Raw genomic sequence first — 19,939 nt, 5'->3', positions numbered from 1 at the left:
GGTCCGCCACTAGAATTGCTGCACAATCTACCGGATCAATTTACTCACCCCAAGAGAGGAACCCACGCGCCATGGCATCCGTCAACAAAGTCATCTTGGTCGGCAACTGCGGCCGCGACGCCGAAATTCGCTACCTGCCCTCGGGCCAGGCAGTGGCCAACGTCACCCTGGCCACCACCAGCCGCCGCAAAGACCGCACCAGCGGCGAGCTGGTCGAAGACACCCAGTGGCACCGCATCACCTTCTACGAGCGTATGGCCGAGATCGCCGGTGAATACGTCAAAAAAGGGCGCCCGATTTACGTTGAAGGGCGCCTCAAATACGGCAAATACACCGACCAATCCGGCGTCGAGCGCAACACGGTCGACATCATCGCCACCGAACTGCAGCTGCTGGGCAGCCGCGAGGGCATGGGCGCACCCTCCTCAGACGACTCCGGCGCCGCGCGCGCCGCACCACCGGCCAGCGGCCGACCCGCCCCGGCCTCTAGCCGCCCGGCCCCCCCCGCCAAGCCGGCCGCCGCCTCGACCGACTTTGACGGCATGGAAGACGATATCCCCTTCTAGAAGCAGAGCAAATTCTTATTCGCAAACAAAACCCCAGCAAGACTTGTTCTGGTTGGGGTTTTTTGTTTACACATGGCAACAGACGGCCCCTGTCAGAACGACCCGGAGACAACCCATGGATGCACAGGTCGCGAACAACTCGACCCTGTACCTGCTTGAGAAATTCGAGGTAGGCGTGATCCACCTAGACGCCCGGCGGACCGTGCTGGCGATGAATGATTTCGCCCGCAAAGTACTTCCCGTGAGCGAAAAGCAGCCGTTCGACAAACTGGTGACCTCGTTCCATCCAGAGCGCTCAAAATCCAAGGTCAGATTCATGCTGGACCAAGCCTCCAGCTGCCCGGCGGTAAACGCCGTACCGATGACCATGATCATCAACATCCCCGAACAGGTGCTGCTGATCAAAGTAACGCGCCTTGGCGACCACCTAGGCCAAACCACTGGATTTGTGCTGGTCTTCTACGACGTCACCCAGGCGCTCAGTCAGGAAGCTCCGGTGACCGGTGTTCCTGCAGTCAACCTGCGCTTGACCCGCATCCCGCTGGTGGCCAACCATAAGGTGGCGTTTGTGGACACAAATGAAGTATTTTCCTTGGAGTCACAGGCCCACCACACCCGGGCGCTTACTCGCAATGGCTTCCATTTTTGTAGCCTGAGCATCGGCGACCTGCAGGCACGGCTCGACCCTGCGCAGTTCATGCGCGTGCACCGATGCTTCATCGTCAATCTGCGTGCCGTGGTCGAGCTCGGACGCGAGGGCAGCAAGACGCATGTGCTGCTACAGGGCAAGCACCGAGAGCCGATCCCGGTGGCGCGTGGCGAGGTGGTGCGCCTGCGCCAAGCCTTGGGGCTTCTGACCAAGCGCTGAGGCCGCGCCGGCTTGGCGCCGGGTACGCACTAAGCAAACCGCACCTTGTGCCGGAGTTGCGCAAAGCAAACCCCAGGATATTCCCCTATTGCCAAGTCACGCGCGCCTGATCTCAGCAGTTCGTGCAGACAAAAATGCGCCTCATGCAGAAAAATCCACATTTGATGCTCGTCCAGACCTAAGACCCGCAAGTTGTATCGGAATCAGTATCTCCTGCAAACTGGGCGGGTGTTAATAAATTTTCAACCGCCCAGAAAAATAGGAGACAAACCATGATTCCACCGCGTTTTGAATACCACGTGCCACGCAGCGTTGGCGAGGCCGTGGATTTGCTGGGCCAACTCGGCTCCGAGGCCAAGCTGCTGGCCGGCGGCCACAGCCTGCTGCCGATGATGAAGCTGCGGTTTGCGCAGCCGACCCACCTGATCGACCTCAACCGCATTCCCGAGCTGCGTGGCATCCGTGAGGAGGGCGGCACGGTGGTGATTGGTGCCATGACTTCCGAAAACGAGCTGATCCGCTCGCCCATCGTGCACGCCAGGTTGCCGTTGCTGGCCGAGGCCGCCCAGCTGATCGCCGACCCGCAGGTACGTAATCGCGGCACCATCGGCGGCGACATCGCCCACGGTGACCCCGGCAACGACCACCCCGCCCTGTCCATCGCCATCGAAGCCTCGTTCGTACTCGAAGGCCCGAACGGCCGCCGCACCGTCGCCGCCGACGGTTTCTTCCTCGGCACCTACATGACGCTGCTGGAAGAGAACGAAGTGATGTGCGAGATCCATGCCCCGGCCTTTGCCCAAGGGACCGGCTGGGCCTACGAAAAACTCAAACGCAAGACCGGTGACTGGGCAACCGCCGGCTGCGCGGTGGTCATGCGCAAGGGCGGCAACTCCGTCAGCCACGTGCGCATTGCCCTGACCAACGTCGCCCCCACTGCGCTGCGGGTCGAAGCCGCCGAAGCGGCATTGCTCGGCCAGCCGCTCAACCCCGCCACGCTGCAGGCCGCCGCCGACGCGGCCATCGCCATCTGCGACCCAGCCGAAGACCTGCGCGGCGACATTGAATACAAGACCGCCATGGCCGGCGAAATGGTCAAACGCGCCTTGACCAAGGCTTGGTCCCGCTGCGTATAAATTCTTGGAGACACCCCCATGGCAAAGAAACTCATCACCGTCCATGTGAACGGCAAGGCTGAAGAAAAAGCAGTCGAGCCGCGCACCCTGCTGATCCATTTCCTGCGGGAGGAACTGAACCTCACTGGTGCCCACATCGGCTGCGAAACCAGCCACTGCGGCGCCTGCACCGTAGACATCGACGGCCAGTCAGTCAAGAGCTGCACCCACTTGGCGGTGCAGTGCGACGGCTCCGAGGTGTTGACCGTCGAAGGGCTGGCCAACAAAGGCGTGCTGCACGCGGTGCAAGAGGGCTTCTACAAGGAACACGGCCTGCAGTGCGGCTTCTGCACGCCCGGCATGCTGATGCGGGCCTACCGCTTTCTGCACGACAACCCCAACCCCAGCGAAGAGGAAATCCGCTCGGGGTTGAGCGGCAATCTGTGCCGCTGCACGGGCTACCAGAACATTGTCAAGGCAGTGCAGTACGCCGCCAAGAAGTTGCAAGAACCCGCCACGGCCTGAGCCCCACCCACGGAGAAAACCCCATGAACGCACCGGTACAAACCGCCGAAGCACGTGAAATCGCCTTGGCTGGCATAGGCGTCTCGCGCCTGCGCAAGGAAGACGCCCGCTTCATCCAGGGCAAGGGCAACTACGTCGATGACATCAAGATGCCCGGCATGCTGCACATGGACATCGTGCGCTCACCGCTGGCCCACGCCCGCATCAAGAAGATCAACAAGGAGGCCGCACTCGCCATCCCTGGCGTGCATGCCGTGCTGACGGCCGACGACCTCAAGCCCCTAAAGCTGCACTGGATGCCCACGCTGGCCGGCGACGTGGCCGCTGTGCTGGCCGACGAAAAAGTGCACTTCCAGATGCAGGAAGTGGCCATCGTGATCGCCGACGACCGCTACATCGCAGCCGACGCGGTGGAGGCCGTCGAGGTCGAATACGAAGAGCTGCCTGTGGTGATCAACCCCTACGAGGCGCTCAAGCCCGACGCGCCCGTGCTGCGCGAAGACTTGGCCGGCAAGACCAGCGGCGCTCACGGCCCGCGCGAGCACCACAACCACATCTTCACCTGGGACGCGGGTGACAAGGCCGCCACCGACGCCGCCTTCGACGCCGCGCCGGTGAAGTTGAGCCAGCACATGTATTACCCGCGCGTGCACCCCTGCCCGCTGGAGACCTGCGGCTGTGTGGCCAGTTTCGACCCCGTCCGCGGTGAACTGACCACCTATATCACCAGCCAGGCGCCGCACGTGGTGCGCACGGTGGTGTCGCTGCTCTCCGGCATCCCCGAGTCCAAGGTGCGCATCGTCAGCCCCGACATCGGCGGCGGCTTTGGCAACAAGGTGCCCATCTACCCCGGCTATGTATGCGCCATCGTTAGCAGCATCGTGCTGGGCAAGCCGGTGAAATGGGTCGAAGACCGGATCGAGAACATCTCGTCCACCGGCTTCGCGCGGGACTACCACATGGACGGAGAAATCGCCGCCACGCCCGATGGCAAGATCACCGCCCTGCGCGTGAACGTGGTGGCTGACCACGGTGCCTTCGACGCCTGCGCCGACCCGACCAAGTTCCCGGCCGGCATGTTCCACATCGTCTCCGGCAGCTACGACATTCCGGCCGCACACTGCTCGGTCAAGGGCGTCTACACCAACAAGGCACCCGGTGGCGTGGCCTACCGCTGCAGCTTCCGCGTGACCGAAGCAGTGTACCTGGTTGAGCGCATGGTGGACGTGCTGGCGCAGAAGCTGGGCATGGACAAGGCCGAGATCCGGGAAAAGAACTTCATCCGCAGGGAGCAGTTTCCCTACACCAGCGCCTTCGGCTTCGAGTACGACTCGGGCGACTACCACACAGCCCTCAAAAAGGTACTGGCCGCAGTGGACTATCCTGCGCTGCGCGCCGAGCAGGCCGCCAAACGCTCCGACCCCAATAGCCCCACGCTGATGGGCATTGGCCTAGTGACCTTCACCGAGGTGGTGGGCGCCGGCCCCAGCAAGATCTGCGACATCCTAGGGGTGGGCATGTTCGACTCGTGCGAAATCCGCATCCACCCCACTGGCAGCGCGATTGCGCGCATGGGCACCATCACGCAGGGGCAGGGCCACCAGACTACCTACGCGCAGATTATCGCCACAGAACTGGGCATCCCGTCCGAGGTGATCCAGGTGGAAGAAGGCGACACCTCCACCGCACCCTACGGCCTAGGCACCTACGGCTCGCGCTCCACGCCGGTAGCCGGCGCCGCCATCGCGCTGGCGGCGCGCAAGATCCACGCCAAAGCGCGCAAGATCGCGGCCCACATGCTTGAAGTCCACGAGAACGATCTCGACTGGGAAGTGGACCGCTTCAAGGTCAAGGGCGACGACAGCAAGTTCAAGACCATGGCCGACGTGGCTTGGCAAGCCTACCATCAGCCACCCGCTGGTCTGGAACCGGGCTTGGAAGCGGTGCATTACTACGATCCACCGAACTTCACTTTCCCGTTCGGCATCTACCTCTGCGTCGTGGATATCGACCGCGCCACCGGCGAGACCAAGATCCGCCGCTTCTACGCCCTCGACGACTGCGGCACCCGCATAAACCCGATGATCATCGAAGGCCAGATCCACGGCGGCCTGACCGAAGGGTATGCCGTCGCGATGGGTCAGCAAATGCCGTTTGACGCTCAAGGCAACCTGCTGGGCAATACGCTGATGGACTACTTCCTGCCTACCGCAGTGGAAACGCCGAGGTGGGAAACCGACCACACCGTCACCCCCAGCCCGCACCACCCACTGGGGGCCAAGGGTGTGGCCGAATCGCCGCACGTGGGTTCCATTCCCACGTTCACCTCAGCCATCGTAGACGCGTTTTCGCATAAGGGCATGACACACATGGACATGCCGCACAACGCGTTCCGCGTCTGGAAAGAACTCAAGGCCCGCGGGCTCAACCTTTGATCGGCACCCCAGATGGAAGTCAAACTCGAAAAACGCTATCCACTAGACGTGGACCCGGCCCGCGCTTGGGCCATCATGTGCGACCTCAAGGCCATGGCAAGCTGCATGCCAGGTGCCGAACTGACCGAACAGCTCTCCGACTCCTCGTACAAGGGCAGCGTCAAAGTCAAGGTTGGCCCAGCTGCAGCAAATTTCGGCGGCCAAGTTGACGTGCTGGAGAAAGACGAAGTGGTGCGCCGTATGGTGTTGCGCGGCAAGGGCGCCGATAAGGGCGGTTCATCTGCCACGATGGATCTGAGCGCGGTGATTGAAGTCGACCCGGCCAACCCGGCGCACAGCGTGCTGCATGGCGACGCCGCCGTGATTGTCAACGGCAAGTTCGCGCAGTTCGGCGGCCGCATGATGGTGCAGGTCTCTGACATGATTTTGGCGCAGTTCGTCGAGAACTTCCGCCAAGCCGCGCTGGCCATCCCTGCCCCCGCCTCGTTGGTGGTGGCGGACGGCGCTGCTGTCGCGTTCGGTGGCAGCGTTGACGCGGCCCCCCGGTCCGCACCCCCCGTGGCCAAGGAGATCAACGGCCTAGCCATCGTCTGGGCGCTGATCAAGAACTGGTGGCTGGGTCTCTTTGGCAAGCGAACCTGAACATGTCACCCACCGTCTCCCCTGCGAACCGCCTGCTGCGCGAGTCGCTGCAGCGGGCGGGCTACCTCGCCGACGCCGACCTAGCCACCACGGTGTGGCTGGCGGGCGAGCTGCAGCGGCCGCTGCTGCTCGAAGGTGACGCTGGCGTGGGCAAGACGGCGCTGGCCACCGCGCTGGCGCAGGCCCAAGGCGCGGTGCTGGTGCGGCTGCAGTGCTTCGAGGGGCTGGACTTGGCACAGGCTGCCTACGAATGGAACTACGGCCGCCAGCTGATGGCGATCCGCCTGCACGATGGGCAACTGGGAACAGTCAAAGAGTCTGACCTATTCAGCCGCGAGTTTTTGCTGGAGCGGCCGCTGCTCAAGGCGATCAGCCAAGACGGCCCCTGCGTGCTGCTGATCGACGAGATCGATCGTGCCGACGAGGCCTTTGAGGCCTTTCTCCTAGAGGTGCTGGCCGACTACCAGATCACCGTGCCCGAGATCGGCACGCTGCGCGCGCGCCACATCCCGCGCGTGGTTCTCACCAGCAACGCCACGCGCGAGCTCTCCGACGCGCTGCGCCGCCGCTGCCTGTACCACCATCTGGACTACCCCACGCTGGCGCGCGAGATCGCCATCGTCAAAACCGCCCTGCCCGATGCAGACACCCGGCTGGTTGAGGAAGCGGTGCAGTTCGTGCAGCGCCTGCGCAGCGAAGACCTCACCAAGATCCCGGGCATCGCCGAGACGCTGGACTGGGTCAACGCGCTGCACCGCATGAGCCACCACACCCTGCCTGACGACATGGCAGTGCTGCTGACCACGCTGGGCTGCCTACTCAAAACGCGCGAAGACCGCTTCGGCCTCGGCGCGGACCGCGCGCGCCAGCTGATCGAAGGCCGGCGCAAGGTCGGCGTGGCCGAAAAAGCGCAGGCCAACGCGGCCACATCATGAACCTCTCGCCCGCGCTCGCCCCCAGCGAGACCCTCGCCGGTTTCGCGGCGCTGCTGCGCGACCACGGGTTGAGCGTGGGCGTGGCCGAGCAGCGGGCCATGCTGCAGGCGGCGCTGATCGTTGGGGGTCTGAACGGGTCGCGCCTGAACGCCGCCTGGCGTGCCATCGCCTGCCACAGTGCGCGCGAATGGCGGCTCTGGCCTGATCTGTTCGACCGCTACTGGCACCCCGAACGCCTGCGCGGCACGGTGCGTGTGAGCGGCCAGACACGACCGCAGCGCGACCTGCGGCAAGCCGTGCAGCAGCTGCACGAGCAGATGGACGCCGCGCAACAGCTACCCACCGCCGCCAAATCCGCGCCCCAGACCGCCGCCGCCGACGCGCCACATGCGGGCGCGGGCAACAGCGATGCCGGCACACCACGTGGCATGAGCGGCGCCAGCCGCAGCGAGCCCCAGCTGGAAGCCCTGCACCGGCGCGACGGCCAGATGTGGCTGCCTCAGGAGCTGGGCGCGCTGCAGCGCTTGGCGCGCCAGATCACTGCGCAACTTCGCCCGCTGCCGACTCGCCGCTGGTGCCACGCGCCCCCCGGCCACCGGCTGGACCTGCGCCAGACCCTGCGCCGCAGCGTGGCTTTGGGCGGCGAGCCACTGGCGCCGGCCTGGCAGGTCCGGCGCCTGGACCCCCCCCCGCTTGTTCATCCTGGCCGATGTGAGCCGCTCGATGGAGTCGCACGCCGCGCTGTTCCTGCGGATCGCGCGCGCCTTCGCGCTGGAGGCGCAGGCCCGCGTGTTCGTGTTTCACACCCGGCTGGCCGAAGTGACGCCGCTGATGCAGCGCGACTCGGCCACGGTGCAGGAAAAGATCAACGCCGTGAGTGCCGGCTTTGGCGCCGGCACCCGCATCGCCAGCAGCCTGCAGGACTTTGCCCGCGTGCATGCCCGCGCCCAGCTGCGGCGCGGCGCGCGCGTGTGGGTCATGTCCGACGGCTTCGACACCGACGCTCCCGAACAGCTGGCCGACGCGCTGCAAGCGTTGCGCGCGCGCGGCGCCCGCATCACCTGGTTCCACCCCACGCGCCGCGTGCCCGCTGCCTTCGCGGTGCAGAATGCCCGCGAACACATCCACCGCTTCGTTCCGCTGGCCAGCCTCGCCGATCTGGCGGCGGCGCGTCTGTTTCTGCATTGATTTTTACTGAAGGAGAGACACCATGGACCGCAATGACTGGATTACCCACGCCGCCCAGCTGCATACAAATGACTGCGCGTTTGCGCTCGTGACGGTGCTGCGCGCCCAAGCGCCCACCTCAGCCAAGGCTGGCGACAAGGCCTTGGTCACCGCCGATGGTCAGATCCACGGCTGGATCGGCGGCGGTTGCGCCCAACCGGCGGTGGTCAAGACCGTGCGACAAGCCCTAATCAGCGGTCAGCTACAAACTATCCGCATCGCGCCAACCGATGAAACCGCGGAACGCACCTTGGGTGATGTACTCGAGTTCGGCATGGCATGCCACTCCGGCGGAACGCTCGAACTCTTGATCGACCCGGTGCTGCCAGCCCCGCAACTGGTGGTGTTCGGCGATTCACCCGTGGCGCGCGCGCTGACCGGACTGGCGCCGCGCATCGGCCTGCAGACGGTGCTGGTGGCCGAGGGCGCGCAGGCGGGCGACTTCCCCGAGGCTGCGCGTGTGATCGGCAGCGACCGCAGCGATGCGGTGGTGCAGGCCCTGCCGCTCGGTGGCCTCGTCGTCGTCGCCACGCAGGGCAGGCGCGACCTGCAGGCGCTGCGTGCCGCGCTGGCGCTGAAGCCGCAGACGCTGTGGTTCGTGGCCAGCGAGCGCAAGGCCACGGTGCTGCGCGAGAGCCTGATCGGGGCCGGTGAAGAACCGGCCCAAGTGGCGGCTATCGTCGCGCCGGCGGGCGAGCCTATCGGGGCGCAGACCCCCGAAGAGATTGCGCTGGCGGTGCTGGCAACCGTGGTCGCGACGCGGCGCGGGCGGCTGACTCGGGCCACCGCCGCCACGGTGACAAAAAAATCGGCACCAAACTCCAAGCTTGATCTCCCGCCGCTGGAGATGGGCAGTTGCTGCGGTGGGGCAGCGACGGCCGCGGCGCAGGTCGAAACGCCGGTGGCCGTGCCCGAAACTGCGACCGCCGCACCGGTCAAAAAATCCTGCTGCGGAGGCTGAACACCATGGGCTGCATTCTCAAAGGCGGTGGAGGCTTGTACAGCCGGCTGGTGGTGGGTGCGGTGCTGCTGGCCGCCGGCTCTGGTTCGCGCATGGGCCACCGGCCCAAATGTCTGCTGGAGCTCGGCGGCGTGCCGCTGATCCGGCGCCAGCTCATCGCACTTTCGGGTGCAGGCGTGGACGAACTGGTAGTGGTGCTCGGCCACCACGCCACACGCATCGAACCGGTGTTGCGCGATTTCCCGGTCACGCTGGTGCACAACCCCGACCCGGATGCCGGCCAGGTCTCGTCGCTGCGGCTTGGCCTGCAGGCGCTCTCCGGCAAGATCGACGCTGTGCTGGTGGCACTGGCCGACCAGCCGCTCATCAACTCACAGGACATCAACGACCTGATCGGCGCCTACAAGAAGCGCCCCGAAGGCACGCTGGTGGTGCAACCTGAGGTGGATGGCGAACCGGGCAACCCGGTCATGTTTAGCGCCGGGGTGAGCGAGCAGATCCTTGCGGGTGAAGCCAAAATCGGCTGCAGGCAATGGCAGGCCAGCCACCCCGAAGCCGTGCACCGCTGGGCCACGGTTAACCTGCGCTACCGCATCGACGTGGACAGCCCAGAGGACATCGAGGCGCTGGCTGCGCGCACCGGTCACCGGCTGCGCTGGCCGGCCGACATGGCCACTGCCGGAGCCGCCCCGACCACATCCGCTTGAAGCGCCACATGACGCCCTCGGCCCTGCACCGCCTTTGGTCCACGCCGCTGGGCGTGCACTGCTTCGCGCAGGCAGCCGAGATTAACCCGCTGCTGGTGCGCGTGTTCCGCACCTTGCGTGCCACCGACGAACGCGCTACACCCGGCGCTCCCTTCTATGCGAGTGAGGACGACCTGCTGCAGCGCATCCACCTACCCGAGTGGGAGCAGCTGGTGCGCTTCCTCGTTGACAGTCTGCGCCAGACGGTGGTGGCGGCCAACGAGGGGGTCTGGTCTGCGGCAACACCGGGCCTGAAGATCGCGCTGCGCGGCATCTGGTTCCAGATCAGCGCGCAGGGCGCACACCACGACGTGCACACGCACGGCAACTGCTCTTGGTCGGGCGTGTACTGCGTGCAGGTCGATGTGGACGGCCAACGGCGCTCCCACCCGGTGCTGGGCGAGGCCAATGGCGTAACGCGCTTCTACGGCCCCCACTTCAACCACCTAGGCGGCGCGCACATGGACTTCGGCAACGCTTACCTGCAGTCGGCTCACCTAGACATCGCGCCAGCGCCGGGCCGGTTGGTGGTGTTCCCGGCTTGGCTGGCGCACCAAGCCATGCCCTACCACGGTGAGGCTGAGCGCATCATCGTCTCCTTCAACGCCAGCGTGCATGCTGCCGATAGCACCGACCAGCTTCACCGATACAGCCATGTCTGAAACCGGCCCAGTCAACCGGCGCGCCCTACTGCGACAGGCGGATACGCTGGCTGCCCGGATGCTGCCGGCTTGGCTGGACCTAGGCTTTAGCTGCTCGGTGATTTCCGATGCCTCCCTGCCTTTGCCTTAGTTGGCTAGGGTCCTGATTTCACCCACTGCTTAAGTGATGCCTCATGAACAGCCTTGACATCGACGTCATCCGCACCGCCCTCAATTGGCTATCCCGAGGCCACCGGGTGGTCATGGGCACGGTGGTCCGCACTTGGGGCTCGGCCCCGCGCCCACCCGGCTCGCTCATGATCATTCGCGATGACGGCCAAGTCGCCGGCTCTGTCTCGGGCGGCTGCATCGAAGACGACTTGATCCGGCGCGTGGGCGAAGGCGAACTGGCCTTGCACCAGCCTGAAATCACCACGTACGGTCAAAACGCCGAAGAGGCTCACCGTTTCGGCCTGCCCTGTGGCGGCACCGTGCAAATCGTGCTCGAACCCCTGTCGGTGGGTTCCGGCCTGCGCGAACTGCTGTTCGCCATCGAGTCGCACCGCCTCGTGTCCCGCCGCCTAGACATAACCACCGGCCTGGTTCAGTTGGAGGACACCACCGAAGCCGACCGCATCAAGTTTGACGGCCGGTCGCTGTGCACCGTGCACGGACCACGCCTGCGCCTGCTGGTCATCGGCGGCGGGCAACTCGCTCGCTACCTAGCCAGCATGGCTGTGATGCTGGACTACCAGGTCACGGTGTGTGAACCGCGTGAGGAGTACCACGAGGGCTTGGGCAACATGGCCGGCGTTACTCTGTCGACCCTCATGCCCGACGATTTGGTGCTTTCCATGCACCTGGACCACAACAGCGCGGTGGTTGCAGCTACACACGACCCCAAGCTAGATGACTTGGCGCTTATGGAGGCGCTTCGCACACCCGCCTTCTACGTCGGGGCGCTGGGCTCGTTGCACAACAACGCAAAGCGCCGCGAACGCCTTCTTGAATTCGACGTCAGCCCTGAGGAGATCGCCAGACTGCATGGGCCAGTGGGTCTGAACTTGGGCGCGTTGACGCCGCCCGAGATCGCCATGAGCATCGTGGCCGAAATGACCGCACTGCGGCGGGGCATCGACCTGAGTGGCCCGCTCAGCAACTGGGAGGGCTCAAAAACCGTATGCGCAATCGCCTAGAAAGCGCGTCGGCACCGGGTATGCCAGCTTGAAGGTCGTCTAGGTCGTCGAGGTAGTCAGGCACGGATCAAAAGCAGCAGCAGGAGTCAAATAGTTGAAACCGGAAGGCATTGACATCCAGTGGATGTGAACCGTCCTATATTTTTGTGGAGCGCCCTATAGGAACAGGTTATCAGGCGGCGCAACGCAACCGCTGCAGCCTTTTTTACTTCTGTCAGCCGCTGGTCAGGGTTCGGAATTATTGAGCACGTTGATTTCTGCTTGCATAATGGCGGTGCAGCGCAGGCGCGGGTTTGGCCCCTGCACGCTGCGCCTACCTATAACCAGCAGGAGCACACTTTGTCCACCCCCCCCACTGCCGCCGACCGCCCCTGGCTGAGCGCCTACCCCGAAGGCGTGCCCGCCGACATCGACCTTTCGCAGTACCGCTCGCTGGTCGCCTTGCTCGACGAGAGCCTGGCCAAGTACGCCGAGCGCAGCGCCTACCACTACATGGGCCACGACATGGCCTACGCCGAGGTGGACCGGCAAGCGCGCGCCTTGGCGGCTTATTGGCAGAGCAAGGGCTTGGTCAAAGGCGACCGGGTGGCCGTGATGATGCCCAATGTGCTGCAGTACCCGGTGGCGGTGGCGGCAATTTTGCGCGCTGGGCTGGTGGTGGTCAACGTCAACCCGCTCTACACCGCGCGCGAGCTCGAGCACCAGTTGAACGACTCGGGGGCCAAGGCGATCGTGATCATCGAAAACTTTGCCGCCACCTTGGCCGCCTGTCTGAGCAAAACGCCAATCCAGCACATCGTTCTGGCCTCCATGGGCGAACTGCTGCCGTGGCCCAAGCGCTGGTTGGTCAATTACGTGGTGCGCAACGTCAAGAAGCTGGTGCCGCCCTTCGAGCTGCCCAGCGCGGTGCGCTTTGCCGACGCGGTGCACAAGGGCCAGGCGCTGAGCTTGCAGCGGGTCGAGATCGGCCCCGAGGACATGGCGGTGCTGCAATACACCGGCGGCACCACCGGGGTGAGCAAGGGCGCCGTGCTGCTGCACCGCAACGTGCTGGCCAATGTGTTGCAGTCCGAAGCCTGGGACGCACCGGTGATGCACCGCATCCCGGCGGGCGAGCAACCCACCGCCGTCTGCGCGCTGCCGCTCTATCACATCTTTGCCTTCACAGTGAACATGATGCTGAGCCTGCGCAGCGGCGGCAAAAACATCCTGATCCCGAACCCGCGCGACTTGCCAGCGGTGTTCAAGGCGCTCAAGGGCCAGACTTTTCACAGCTTCCCGGCCGTGAATACGCTCTTCAACGGCCTGCTGCACCACCCGGAGTTTGACAGCGTGAACTGGAGCCACCTCAAAGTCTCGATCGGCGGCGGCATGGCGGTGCAGGCCGCCGTGGCCAAGCTGTGGCTGGAGCGCACCGGCTGCCCGATCTGTGAGGGCTACGGCCTGTCCGAGACCAGCCCCTCGGCCAGTTGCAACCCGGTCACGGTCACGGCCTTTAGCGGCAGCATCGGGGTGCCGCTGCCGGGCACGCTGATGCGCTGCCTCGATGACGAAGGCCACGAGGTGCCACTGGGCCAGCCGGGCGAGATCGCCATCAAGGGCCCGCAGGTCATGGCCGGCTACTGGCAGCGCCCCGACGAAACCGCCAAGGTGATCAGCGCCGACGGCTGGTTTCGCAGCGGCGACATCGGCGTGATGGACGAGCGCGGCTACTTTCGCATCGTCGATCGCAAGAAGGACATGATTTTGGTGAGCGGCTTCAACGTCTATCCGAACGAAGTCGAAGACGTGGTCATGGGCATGGGCCGGGTGCTCGAATGTGCCGTGGTGGGCATCCCCGACGAGCACTCGGGCGAAGCGGTCAAGCTGATCGTGGTCAAAAAAGACCCGACTTTGAGCGAGCAGGATCTGCGAGACTACTGCCGTGAGCGCCTGACCGGCTACAAAAACCCGAAGCTGATCGAGTTCCGCAGCGAACTGCCCAAAACCCCGGTCGGCAAAATATTGCGGCGCCAGTTGCGTCAAGCCAGTTAAACCGGAGTTTTTATGGGTCAACGCATCGCCATCCTGAGCGCCGTCCACGAGGAGCTGGCCGAAATTTTGCAGCTCATGCCCGATGAGCAGCCGATCCGCTTGGGCGGCCGCAGCTACTGGCGGGGCCACTTGCAGGGGCACGAGGTGGTGGCGGTGCTCAGCGGCATAGGCAAGGTGGCGGCCGCGACCACCACCGCGCTGCTGATCGAGCGCTTTGCGCCGGAGCAGGTGATTTTCACCGGCGTCGCCGGCGGGCTGCTGCCGGGCGTGGAGGTGGGCGACATCGTGGTGGGCAGCGCCTTGGTGCAACACGACCTCGACGCCTCGCCGCTGTTTGCCCGCTTTGAGGTGCCCGGCTATGGCCGCAGCCGCTTCCAGCCCGACTTGGCCCTCAGCCAGGTGCTGCACGCTGCCGCCAAAGACGCCGTCACTTGGCTGCCCAAGCTGCTCGACCCCGAGGTGCTGCGCGCCATGGGCTTGCATTCGCCCAGCGTGCACCAAGGCGAGATCGCCACCGGCGACCGCTTTGTGGCCTCTGAAGCCGACAGCGCCGCCCTGCGCGCGGCCCTGCCCGAGGCTTTGGCGGTGGACATGGAAAGCGCTGCCGTGGCGCAGGTGTGCCACGATTGCGGCCTGCCGTTTGCGGTGGTGCGCACCATTTCGGACCGCGCCGACAACCAGGCCCACGTGGATTTCCCGCTCTTTTTGCGCGAGGTGGCCCGCCACTACAGCGCGCGCATCGTGCGCAAGGCGCTCAACCTGCTCTGAACCCGGGCTGGCCTACCTGAGCCAGCCGCGCTTGCGGAAATAGACCATCGGGATCACCGCCGCCAGCACCATCATGCCGATCGCCATCGGGTAGCCCCACTCCCATTGCAGCTCGGGCATGTGCTCGAAGTTCATGCCGTAGCTGCTGGCCACCAGCGTGGGTGGCAGCAGCGAGACCGCCGCCACCGAAAAGATCTTGATGATCTTGTTCTGGTTGATGTTGATGAAGCCGATGGTGGCGTCCATCAGAAAGTTGATCTTCTCGAACATGAAGCCGGTGTGGCTGTCAAGCGAATCGAGGTCGCGCAGAATCTGGCGCGCATCCTCGTGCTGGGCGGTGCTGAGCAAGCGCGTGCGCATCATGAAACTCACCGCGCGCCGCGTGTCCATCATGTTGCGCCGAATGCGGCCCGACATGTCCTCGTGGCGCGCAATCGCCGCCAGCACCTCGCCCGCTTTGTGGTCGGTCACGTCGCCGGCCAGCACCTGGCGGCTGACCTTTTCCAGGTCGTCGTAAATGCCCTCGACCGTGTCGGCGCAGTATTCGGCGTCGGTGTCAAACAGGCTGAGCAGCACGTCTTTGGCGTCTTCGATCAGGCCCGGCATGCGGCGCGCGCGCAAGCGCAGCAGGCGAAACACGGGCACGTCTTCGTCGTGGATGGAAAACAGCACCCGGTGGCTTTTCAGCGCGTCGTTTTGTTCGTTCAGGATGAAGGCCACGCGCACCGTGCGCGGGTCGTCGTCGTCGGCGATCAGAAAGTCGCTGCGCACATGCAGCTCGCCGTTGTCTTCCTGAAAAAAACGCGCCGACTCCTCGATGTCCTCGTCCATCGCGTCTTCGGGGATGGACAGGCCAAAGTGCTGGCGCACCCAGCGCCGCTCCTCGGGCGTGGGCGACTCCAGATCGACCCACACCGGCGTGAAGCGGGCCAAGTCTTCGAGGGATTCGATTTCTTCCTGAAACAGGCGGCCATTGGCCAAGGTAAATACGTTGAGCATGGGGCGGGCTCCTTGGGGTAAAGGTGGTTTTCGGGCAGCCATGCAGTTGCCCGAGGCGGCAAGGTGGGAGCGATGCGCCTTCGGCTCCCGTCCACCCTTGCGCCGCAGCCCCGGTGGGGCACGCCGTCAGCGGTGCGCTGAGGAGACCGAAAGCGCGCGACTAGGGCTACTGTCCAATCGTTGCTTTCAGTTGTTGATCCAACCCAATATTATGGCCGCAAAATATGACACTCCAGCGGCTGACTCAGCGTCTCCTTGCGCCTGCTCAAGGATATGGCGCCTGCATTCGTGGCACACTTGCCCAAAGGCGCCGAAAGCGGCATAGTAGACGCACGGCAGCGACGAATTTTCGCTGGCCGGCCCACTTGGGTCGGCTCTTTCAACCCGAGCTTTAGGAGGCTCTCCATGAACCTGTCGATCAGCGGTCACCACCTTGAAGTCACCCCCGCCCTGCGCACCTACGTGACGAGCAAACTCGACCGGATTTCACGGCACTTCGATCAGGTGGTCGATATTCGGGTGCTCTTGACGGTGGACAACCAAACCGAGAAAGACCTGCGCCAGAAGGCCGAGTGCAATATCCACATCAAGGGCAAGAATATTTTTGCCGAGAGCAGCCACGCCGACCTCTACGCTGCGGTCGATGAACTGGCCGACAAACTGGACCGTCAGGTGCTGCGCCACAAGACCAAAGTCAAAGACCACCACCACGAAACGGCCAAGCGCGAACACTCCTGAACCGGCCACGCGCCCAGCCGCAACGGCAGCCTGCGTGCTGCACTGCAACAAGCCGCCCATTTTGTCAAGCGGCTTGTTTTTTTTCTGCACTAGCCAAATTTCCACACAAGCGCATAATCCGCGCTCTGTGAGGTCTCTATGAACCGTCTGTCTGCCATTTTGCCTGCCGAACACGTGTTGGTCGCACTCGATGCCACCAGCAAGAAGCGCGCTTTCGAAGAAGCGGGGTTGCTGTTTGAGGCCCTGCACGGGCTCAACCGCGCCCTCATCACCGACAGCCTGTTTGCGCGCGAGCGCTTGGGCTCGACCGGCCTCGGGCACGGGGTGGCGATCCCGCACGGGCGCATCAAGGGCCTCAAGCAACCGCTGGCCGCGGTGCTCCAGTTGGCGGCGCCGATCGGCTTTGACGCCCCGGACGAGCAGCCCGTGCGGCTGATGTTTTTCTTGCTGGTGCCCGAAGCGGCAACGCAAAAGCACCTTGAAATTTTGTCCGACATCGCCGAACTGCTCAGCGACGCCACGCTGCGCGAGCAGATGAAGGCCAGCACGGCGGCCGCCGACCTGCACCGCTTGATCCACAGCTGGCAGTCGGCGCACGCGCTGGCCTAAGGCGCCTTCAGCCGCTTCGCGCTGCCCATGAAACCCGTTGCGATTAGCGCCGACGCGCTGTTCGAGGAGCACCGCGAAACCCTGAAATGGCAGTGGGTGGCCGGGCTGAGCGCCTCCGAGCGCCGTTTTCTTGAACAAGCCGTCAGTGCGGCACGTTCCGGGGCGGACTTGGTCGGCTACCTGAACTACATCCACCCCTACCGGGTGCAGATACTGGGTCGGCGCGAGATCGACTACCTGCTCAACGCCACCACCGAAGACTGCCGCCGCCGCGTGGCGCGCATCGTGGAACTGGAGCCGCCGGCGCTGGTGCTGGCCGACGCCGCGCCTCCGCCGGCCGAGCTGGTGGCGATGTGCGAGCGCGCCCACATTCCGCTCTTTGCCACCGACTGTTCGGCCGCTTTCGTGATCGACGTGCTGCGCGCGCACCTGTCGCGCCTGTTTGCCGACCGCCACACCCTGCACGGGGTGTTTCTCGACATCTTCGGCCTTGGGGTGCTGATCACCGGCGAATCGGGCCTGGGCAAGAGCGAACTGGGGCTGGAGCTGGTCTCGCGCGGGCACGGGCTGGTGGCCGACGACGCGGTCGATATCGACCGCATCAACCAGACCGTGCTCGAGGGGCGCTGCCCCGAGTTGCTGCAAAACCTGTTGGAAGTGCGCGGCATCGGGCTGCTCGATGTCAAGGCCATTTTTGGCGAAACCGCGGTGCGGCGCAAGATGCGGCTGCGCCTGATCGTGCATCTGGTGCGCAAGGAAACGCTGGAGCGCGACTACGAACGCCTGCCCCACGAGCCGCTGTACCAGCAAGTGCTGGATGTGGCGGTGCGCAAGGTGGTGATCCAGGTGGTGGCCGGGCGCAACATGGCGGTGCTGGTGGAGGCCGCCGTGCGCAACACCATCTTGCAGTTGCGCGGCATCGACACCTACCAAGAATTCGCGCAGCGCCAGCGTGCGGCGATGCAGCGCGGGGATTGAGTCTCAGGCGCCGCGTTTGAGCTTGCTGCGGTGCTCGCACGCGTCTTTGACGCAATTCGCGTACAACGACAAAGCGTGCTCTTGCAGCGTATAGCCGCGCTGCTCGGCCACTGCGTGCTGGCGCTGCTCGATCTCGGCGTCGTAAAACTCCTCTACCCGGCCGCAGTCGAGGCAGACCAGGTGGTCGTGGTGCTGGCCTTCGTTGAGCTCGAACACGGCTTTGCCGGACTCGAAGTTGCTGCGCACCAGCAAGCCGGCCTGCTCGAACTGCGTCAGCACCCGATAGACGGTGGCCAAGCCGATGTCGGCGTGGTCGGCCAGCAGCACCCGGAACACGTCTTCGGCCGTCATGTGGCGCTGGCGGCCGGTTTGAAAGATCTCTAGAATCTTGAGCCGTGGCAGGGTGGCTTTGAGGCCGGTGCTTTTGAGTTCGTCGATGTTGCTCATGCGAATGCTGCGGGTGGGCTGCCTTGGGTGGCTAGGGCTACAATGGCTTGCATCATAGTACGGTGTGCGGTTGTGCGCACCGGTGGTTTCCTTCATCCGCACCGCCCACATGTTCAAACCTTTGTTGTCGTGCGCTCGCCCGGTCGGACTGGGCGCACTCGTGGTTGCTGCCCTGACGCTGTCGGGCTGCGCCAGTTTCCAGAACGCCGGTACCCAAATGAGCACCCTGGGCGGCCTGCTTACCCCGCACCGCATCGACGTCCAGCAGGGCAATGTGGTGGTGCGCGAGCAGGTGCAGGCGCTGCAACCCGGCATGCCGCGCGCGCAGGTGCAAGCCATCCTCGGCACGCCGCTGCTGGCCAGCGCCTTCCACGCCGACCGCTGGGATTACGTTTTCACCTTGGTGCGCCAGAACCAGGAGCCGCAGCAGCGCCGCGTGTCGGTGTTTTTTGCGGGCGATGCCTTGCAGCGCGTCGAAGCCGACGAGCTGCCCACCGAGCAAGAATTCGTGGCCGCGCTGCAAGCCCAGCGCGCCGCCGGCCGCATTCCGGCGCTGCAAGCCAGCGACGAGCAGTTGCGCGCCTTCCGCGAGCGCCACCCCTTGCCCGAAGCCCGGCCAGAACCGGCACCCGTGCCGGCCGGCACCTTCCCGCCGCTCGAAGCGCGCTAAGCCACCCATCAGTTCATCAGCCCATGAATTCTGACTCGCCTTACCGCGTCGGCGTGGCCGGTGCCAGCGGCCGCATGGGCCGCATGTTGATCGAGGCGCTGCAAGCCGCCCCCGACTGCCGCCTGAGTGTGGCGCTGGATCAAGCCAATAGCCCGGCCTTGGGCCATGACGCCGCCGCCTTTCTGGGCCAGACCAGCGGCGTGGCCATCGGCGCCGATCTGGCCGCGCTGGCGGGCTGCCAGGTGCTGATCGACTTCACCCGCCCCGAGGGCACGATGGCGCACCTGCGCGCCTGCGTGCAGCACGGGGTGCAGATGGTGATCGGCACCACCGGTTTTGACGCCGCACAAAAGGCCGAGATCGCTGCCGCCGCGCAGCGCATCGGCATCGTCATGGCGCCCAATATGAGCGTGGGCGTCAACGTCACCCTCAAGCTGCTGGAGCTGGCCGCGCGCTCGCTGGCCAGCGGCTACGACATCGAGATCATCGAAGCGCACCACCGCCACAAGGTCGATGCGCCCAGCGGCACGGCGCTGCAAATGGGCGAGGTGATCGCCGCGGCGCAAGGCCGCACGCTGGCCGACTGCGCGGTCTATGAGCGCGTGGGCCACACCGGCGCGCGCGACCCCTCCCGCATCGGCTTTGCCACCGTGCGCGGCGGCGACATCGTGGGCGACCACACCGTGCTCTTTGCCGGCATCGGCGAGCGCATCGAGATCAGCCACAAATCGAGCAGCCGCGCCACCTACGCCCAGGGCAGCCTGAGCGCGCTGCGCTTTCTGGCCGCTCGCCCCAGCGGCCTGTACGATATGTTTGACGTGCTTGGCTTGCGCTGATCC

At 65.0% G+C, this 19,939-nt stretch carries 21 protein-coding genes; 19 read left to right on the top strand and 2 right to left on the bottom strand.

Annotation, left to right across the window (positions count from 1 at the left end; all coding sequences use genetic code 11):
* The first annotated feature begins 71 nt into the window (after nt 1-71).
* The 14 genes from SRAA_RS11535 (at nt 72) to SRAA_RS11465 (ending at nt 14,659) form a co-directional block, all read left to right on the top strand.
* Nucleotides 72-566 carry a single-stranded DNA-binding protein gene (locus SRAA_RS11535; RefSeq protein WP_045532849.1) on the top strand — a complete coding sequence of 165 codons (495 nt, stop codon included), beginning with the start codon at nt 72-74 and terminating at the stop codon, nt 564-566.
* 115 nt (nt 567-681) lie between these two features.
* On the top strand, nt 682-1,434 hold the full coding sequence (locus SRAA_RS11530; protein WP_045532847.1) for a LytTR family transcriptional regulator: 753 nt from the start codon (nt 682-684) through the stop codon (nt 1,432-1,434).
* A 272-nt stretch (nt 1,435-1,706) separates the two neighbouring features.
* The gene (locus tag SRAA_RS11525; RefSeq protein WP_045532845.1) at nt 1,707-2,570 is read left to right on the top strand and encodes an FAD binding domain-containing protein; all 864 of its coding nucleotides are present in this window, start codon (nt 1,707-1,709) and stop codon (nt 2,568-2,570) included.
* Between the two features lie 18 nt (nt 2,571-2,588).
* A complete protein-coding gene (locus tag SRAA_RS11520) occupies nt 2,589-3,074 on the top strand; it encodes a (2Fe-2S)-binding protein (RefSeq protein ID WP_045532843.1) in 486 nt (161 codons plus the stop codon).
* A gap of 23 nt (nt 3,075-3,097) precedes the next feature.
* Complete coding sequence (locus tag SRAA_RS11515) at nt 3,098-5,509, top strand: aerobic carbon-monoxide dehydrogenase large subunit (RefSeq protein WP_045532842.1); 2,412 nt, start codon at nt 3,098-3,100, stop codon at nt 5,507-5,509.
* A 12-nt stretch (nt 5,510-5,521) separates the two neighbouring features.
* Complete coding sequence (locus SRAA_RS11510; RefSeq protein ID WP_045532840.1) at nt 5,522-6,151, top strand: SRPBCC family protein; 630 nt, start codon at nt 5,522-5,524, stop codon at nt 6,149-6,151.
* Nucleotides 6,152-6,153: 2 nt separating this feature from the next.
* Nucleotides 6,154-7,086, top strand: a complete 933-nt coding sequence (locus tag SRAA_RS11505) for an AAA family ATPase (RefSeq protein ID WP_045532839.1) — start codon at nt 6,154-6,156, stop codon at nt 7,084-7,086.
* A 693-nt stretch (nt 7,087-7,779) separates the two neighbouring features.
* Nucleotides 7,780-8,274, top strand: a complete 495-nt coding sequence (locus SRAA_RS11495) for a VWA domain-containing protein (protein ID WP_171820246.1) — start codon at nt 7,780-7,782, stop codon at nt 8,272-8,274.
* A 22-nt stretch (nt 8,275-8,296) separates the two neighbouring features.
* A complete protein-coding gene (locus SRAA_RS11490; protein WP_052467573.1) occupies nt 8,297-9,274 on the top strand; it encodes an XdhC family protein in 978 nt (325 codons plus the stop codon).
* A gap of 5 nt (nt 9,275-9,279) precedes the next feature.
* Nucleotides 9,280-9,981, top strand: a complete 702-nt coding sequence (locus SRAA_RS11485) for a nucleotidyltransferase family protein (RefSeq protein ID WP_045532833.1) — start codon at nt 9,280-9,282, stop codon at nt 9,979-9,981.
* 8 nt (nt 9,982-9,989) lie between these two features.
* Nucleotides 9,990-10,682 carry a TIGR02466 family protein gene (locus SRAA_RS11480; protein WP_045532830.1) on the top strand — a complete coding sequence of 231 codons (693 nt, stop codon included), beginning with the start codon at nt 9,990-9,992 and terminating at the stop codon, nt 10,680-10,682.
* A gap of 173 nt (nt 10,683-10,855) precedes the next feature.
* A complete protein-coding gene (locus SRAA_RS11475) occupies nt 10,856-11,857 on the top strand; it encodes an XdhC family protein (protein ID WP_045532829.1) in 1,002 nt (333 codons plus the stop codon).
* 339 nt (nt 11,858-12,196) lie between these two features.
* Complete coding sequence (locus SRAA_RS11470) at nt 12,197-13,891, top strand: long-chain-fatty-acid--CoA ligase (RefSeq protein ID WP_045532827.1); 1,695 nt, start codon at nt 12,197-12,199, stop codon at nt 13,889-13,891.
* A gap of 12 nt (nt 13,892-13,903) precedes the next feature.
* A complete protein-coding gene (locus SRAA_RS11465; RefSeq protein ID WP_045532826.1) occupies nt 13,904-14,659 on the top strand; it encodes a 5'-methylthioadenosine/adenosylhomocysteine nucleosidase in 756 nt (251 codons plus the stop codon).
* A gap of 12 nt (nt 14,660-14,671) precedes the next feature.
* Here the strand turns inward: SRAA_RS11465 and corA are convergent, their stop codons facing one another.
* A complete protein-coding gene (gene corA / locus SRAA_RS11460; RefSeq protein WP_045532825.1) occupies nt 14,672-15,658 on the bottom strand; it encodes a magnesium/cobalt transporter CorA in 987 nt (328 codons plus the stop codon).
* 405 nt (nt 15,659-16,063) lie between these two features.
* Here corA and hpf point away from each other — a divergent pair, with 405 nt between their 5' ends.
* The 3 genes from hpf to hprK all read left to right on the top strand — a co-directional run bounded on the left by hpf (nt 16,064) and on the right by hprK (nt 17,983).
* Entirely contained in the window at nt 16,064-16,396 is a 333-nt protein-coding gene (gene hpf, locus SRAA_RS11455; protein WP_045532824.1) for a ribosome hibernation-promoting factor, HPF/YfiA family, read from the top strand.
* A gap of 138 nt (nt 16,397-16,534) precedes the next feature.
* A complete protein-coding gene (locus SRAA_RS11450) occupies nt 16,535-17,005 on the top strand; it encodes a PTS sugar transporter subunit IIA (protein ID WP_045532823.1) in 471 nt (156 codons plus the stop codon).
* A 27-nt stretch (nt 17,006-17,032) separates the two neighbouring features.
* The gene (gene hprK, locus SRAA_RS11445) at nt 17,033-17,983 is read left to right on the top strand and encodes an HPr(Ser) kinase/phosphatase (protein WP_045532822.1); all 951 of its coding nucleotides are present in this window, start codon (nt 17,033-17,035) and stop codon (nt 17,981-17,983) included.
* Between the two features lie 3 nt (nt 17,984-17,986).
* Here hprK and fur read toward each other — a convergent pair whose 3' ends face one another.
* Nucleotides 17,987-18,430: a ferric iron uptake transcriptional regulator gene (fur, locus tag SRAA_RS11440; protein ID WP_045532821.1), complete on the bottom strand. Its 444-nt coding sequence runs from the start codon at nt 18,428-18,430 to the stop codon at nt 17,987-17,989.
* Between the two features lie 109 nt (nt 18,431-18,539).
* Between fur and SRAA_RS11435 the strand changes: the two genes are divergently transcribed.
* Together SRAA_RS11435 and dapB are read left to right on the top strand one after the other, a co-directional pair.
* Entirely contained in the window at nt 18,540-19,100 is a 561-nt protein-coding gene (locus tag SRAA_RS11435; RefSeq protein WP_034111124.1) for an outer membrane protein assembly factor BamE, read from the top strand.
* Between the two features lie 23 nt (nt 19,101-19,123).
* On the top strand, nt 19,124-19,936 hold the full coding sequence (dapB, locus tag SRAA_RS11430) for a 4-hydroxy-tetrahydrodipicolinate reductase (protein ID WP_045532820.1): 813 nt from the start codon (nt 19,124-19,126) through the stop codon (nt 19,934-19,936).
* Nucleotides 19,937-19,939: the final 3 nt, after the last annotated feature.

This window comes from Serpentinimonas raichei (assembly GCF_000828895.1).
GTDB classification, from domain to species: Bacteria; Pseudomonadota; Gammaproteobacteria; order Burkholderiales; family Burkholderiaceae_C; genus Serpentinimonas; species Serpentinimonas raichei.
The sequence above is the reverse complement of the archived record's forward strand: the minus strand, read 5'-3'. Positions and strand labels throughout refer to the sequence as shown.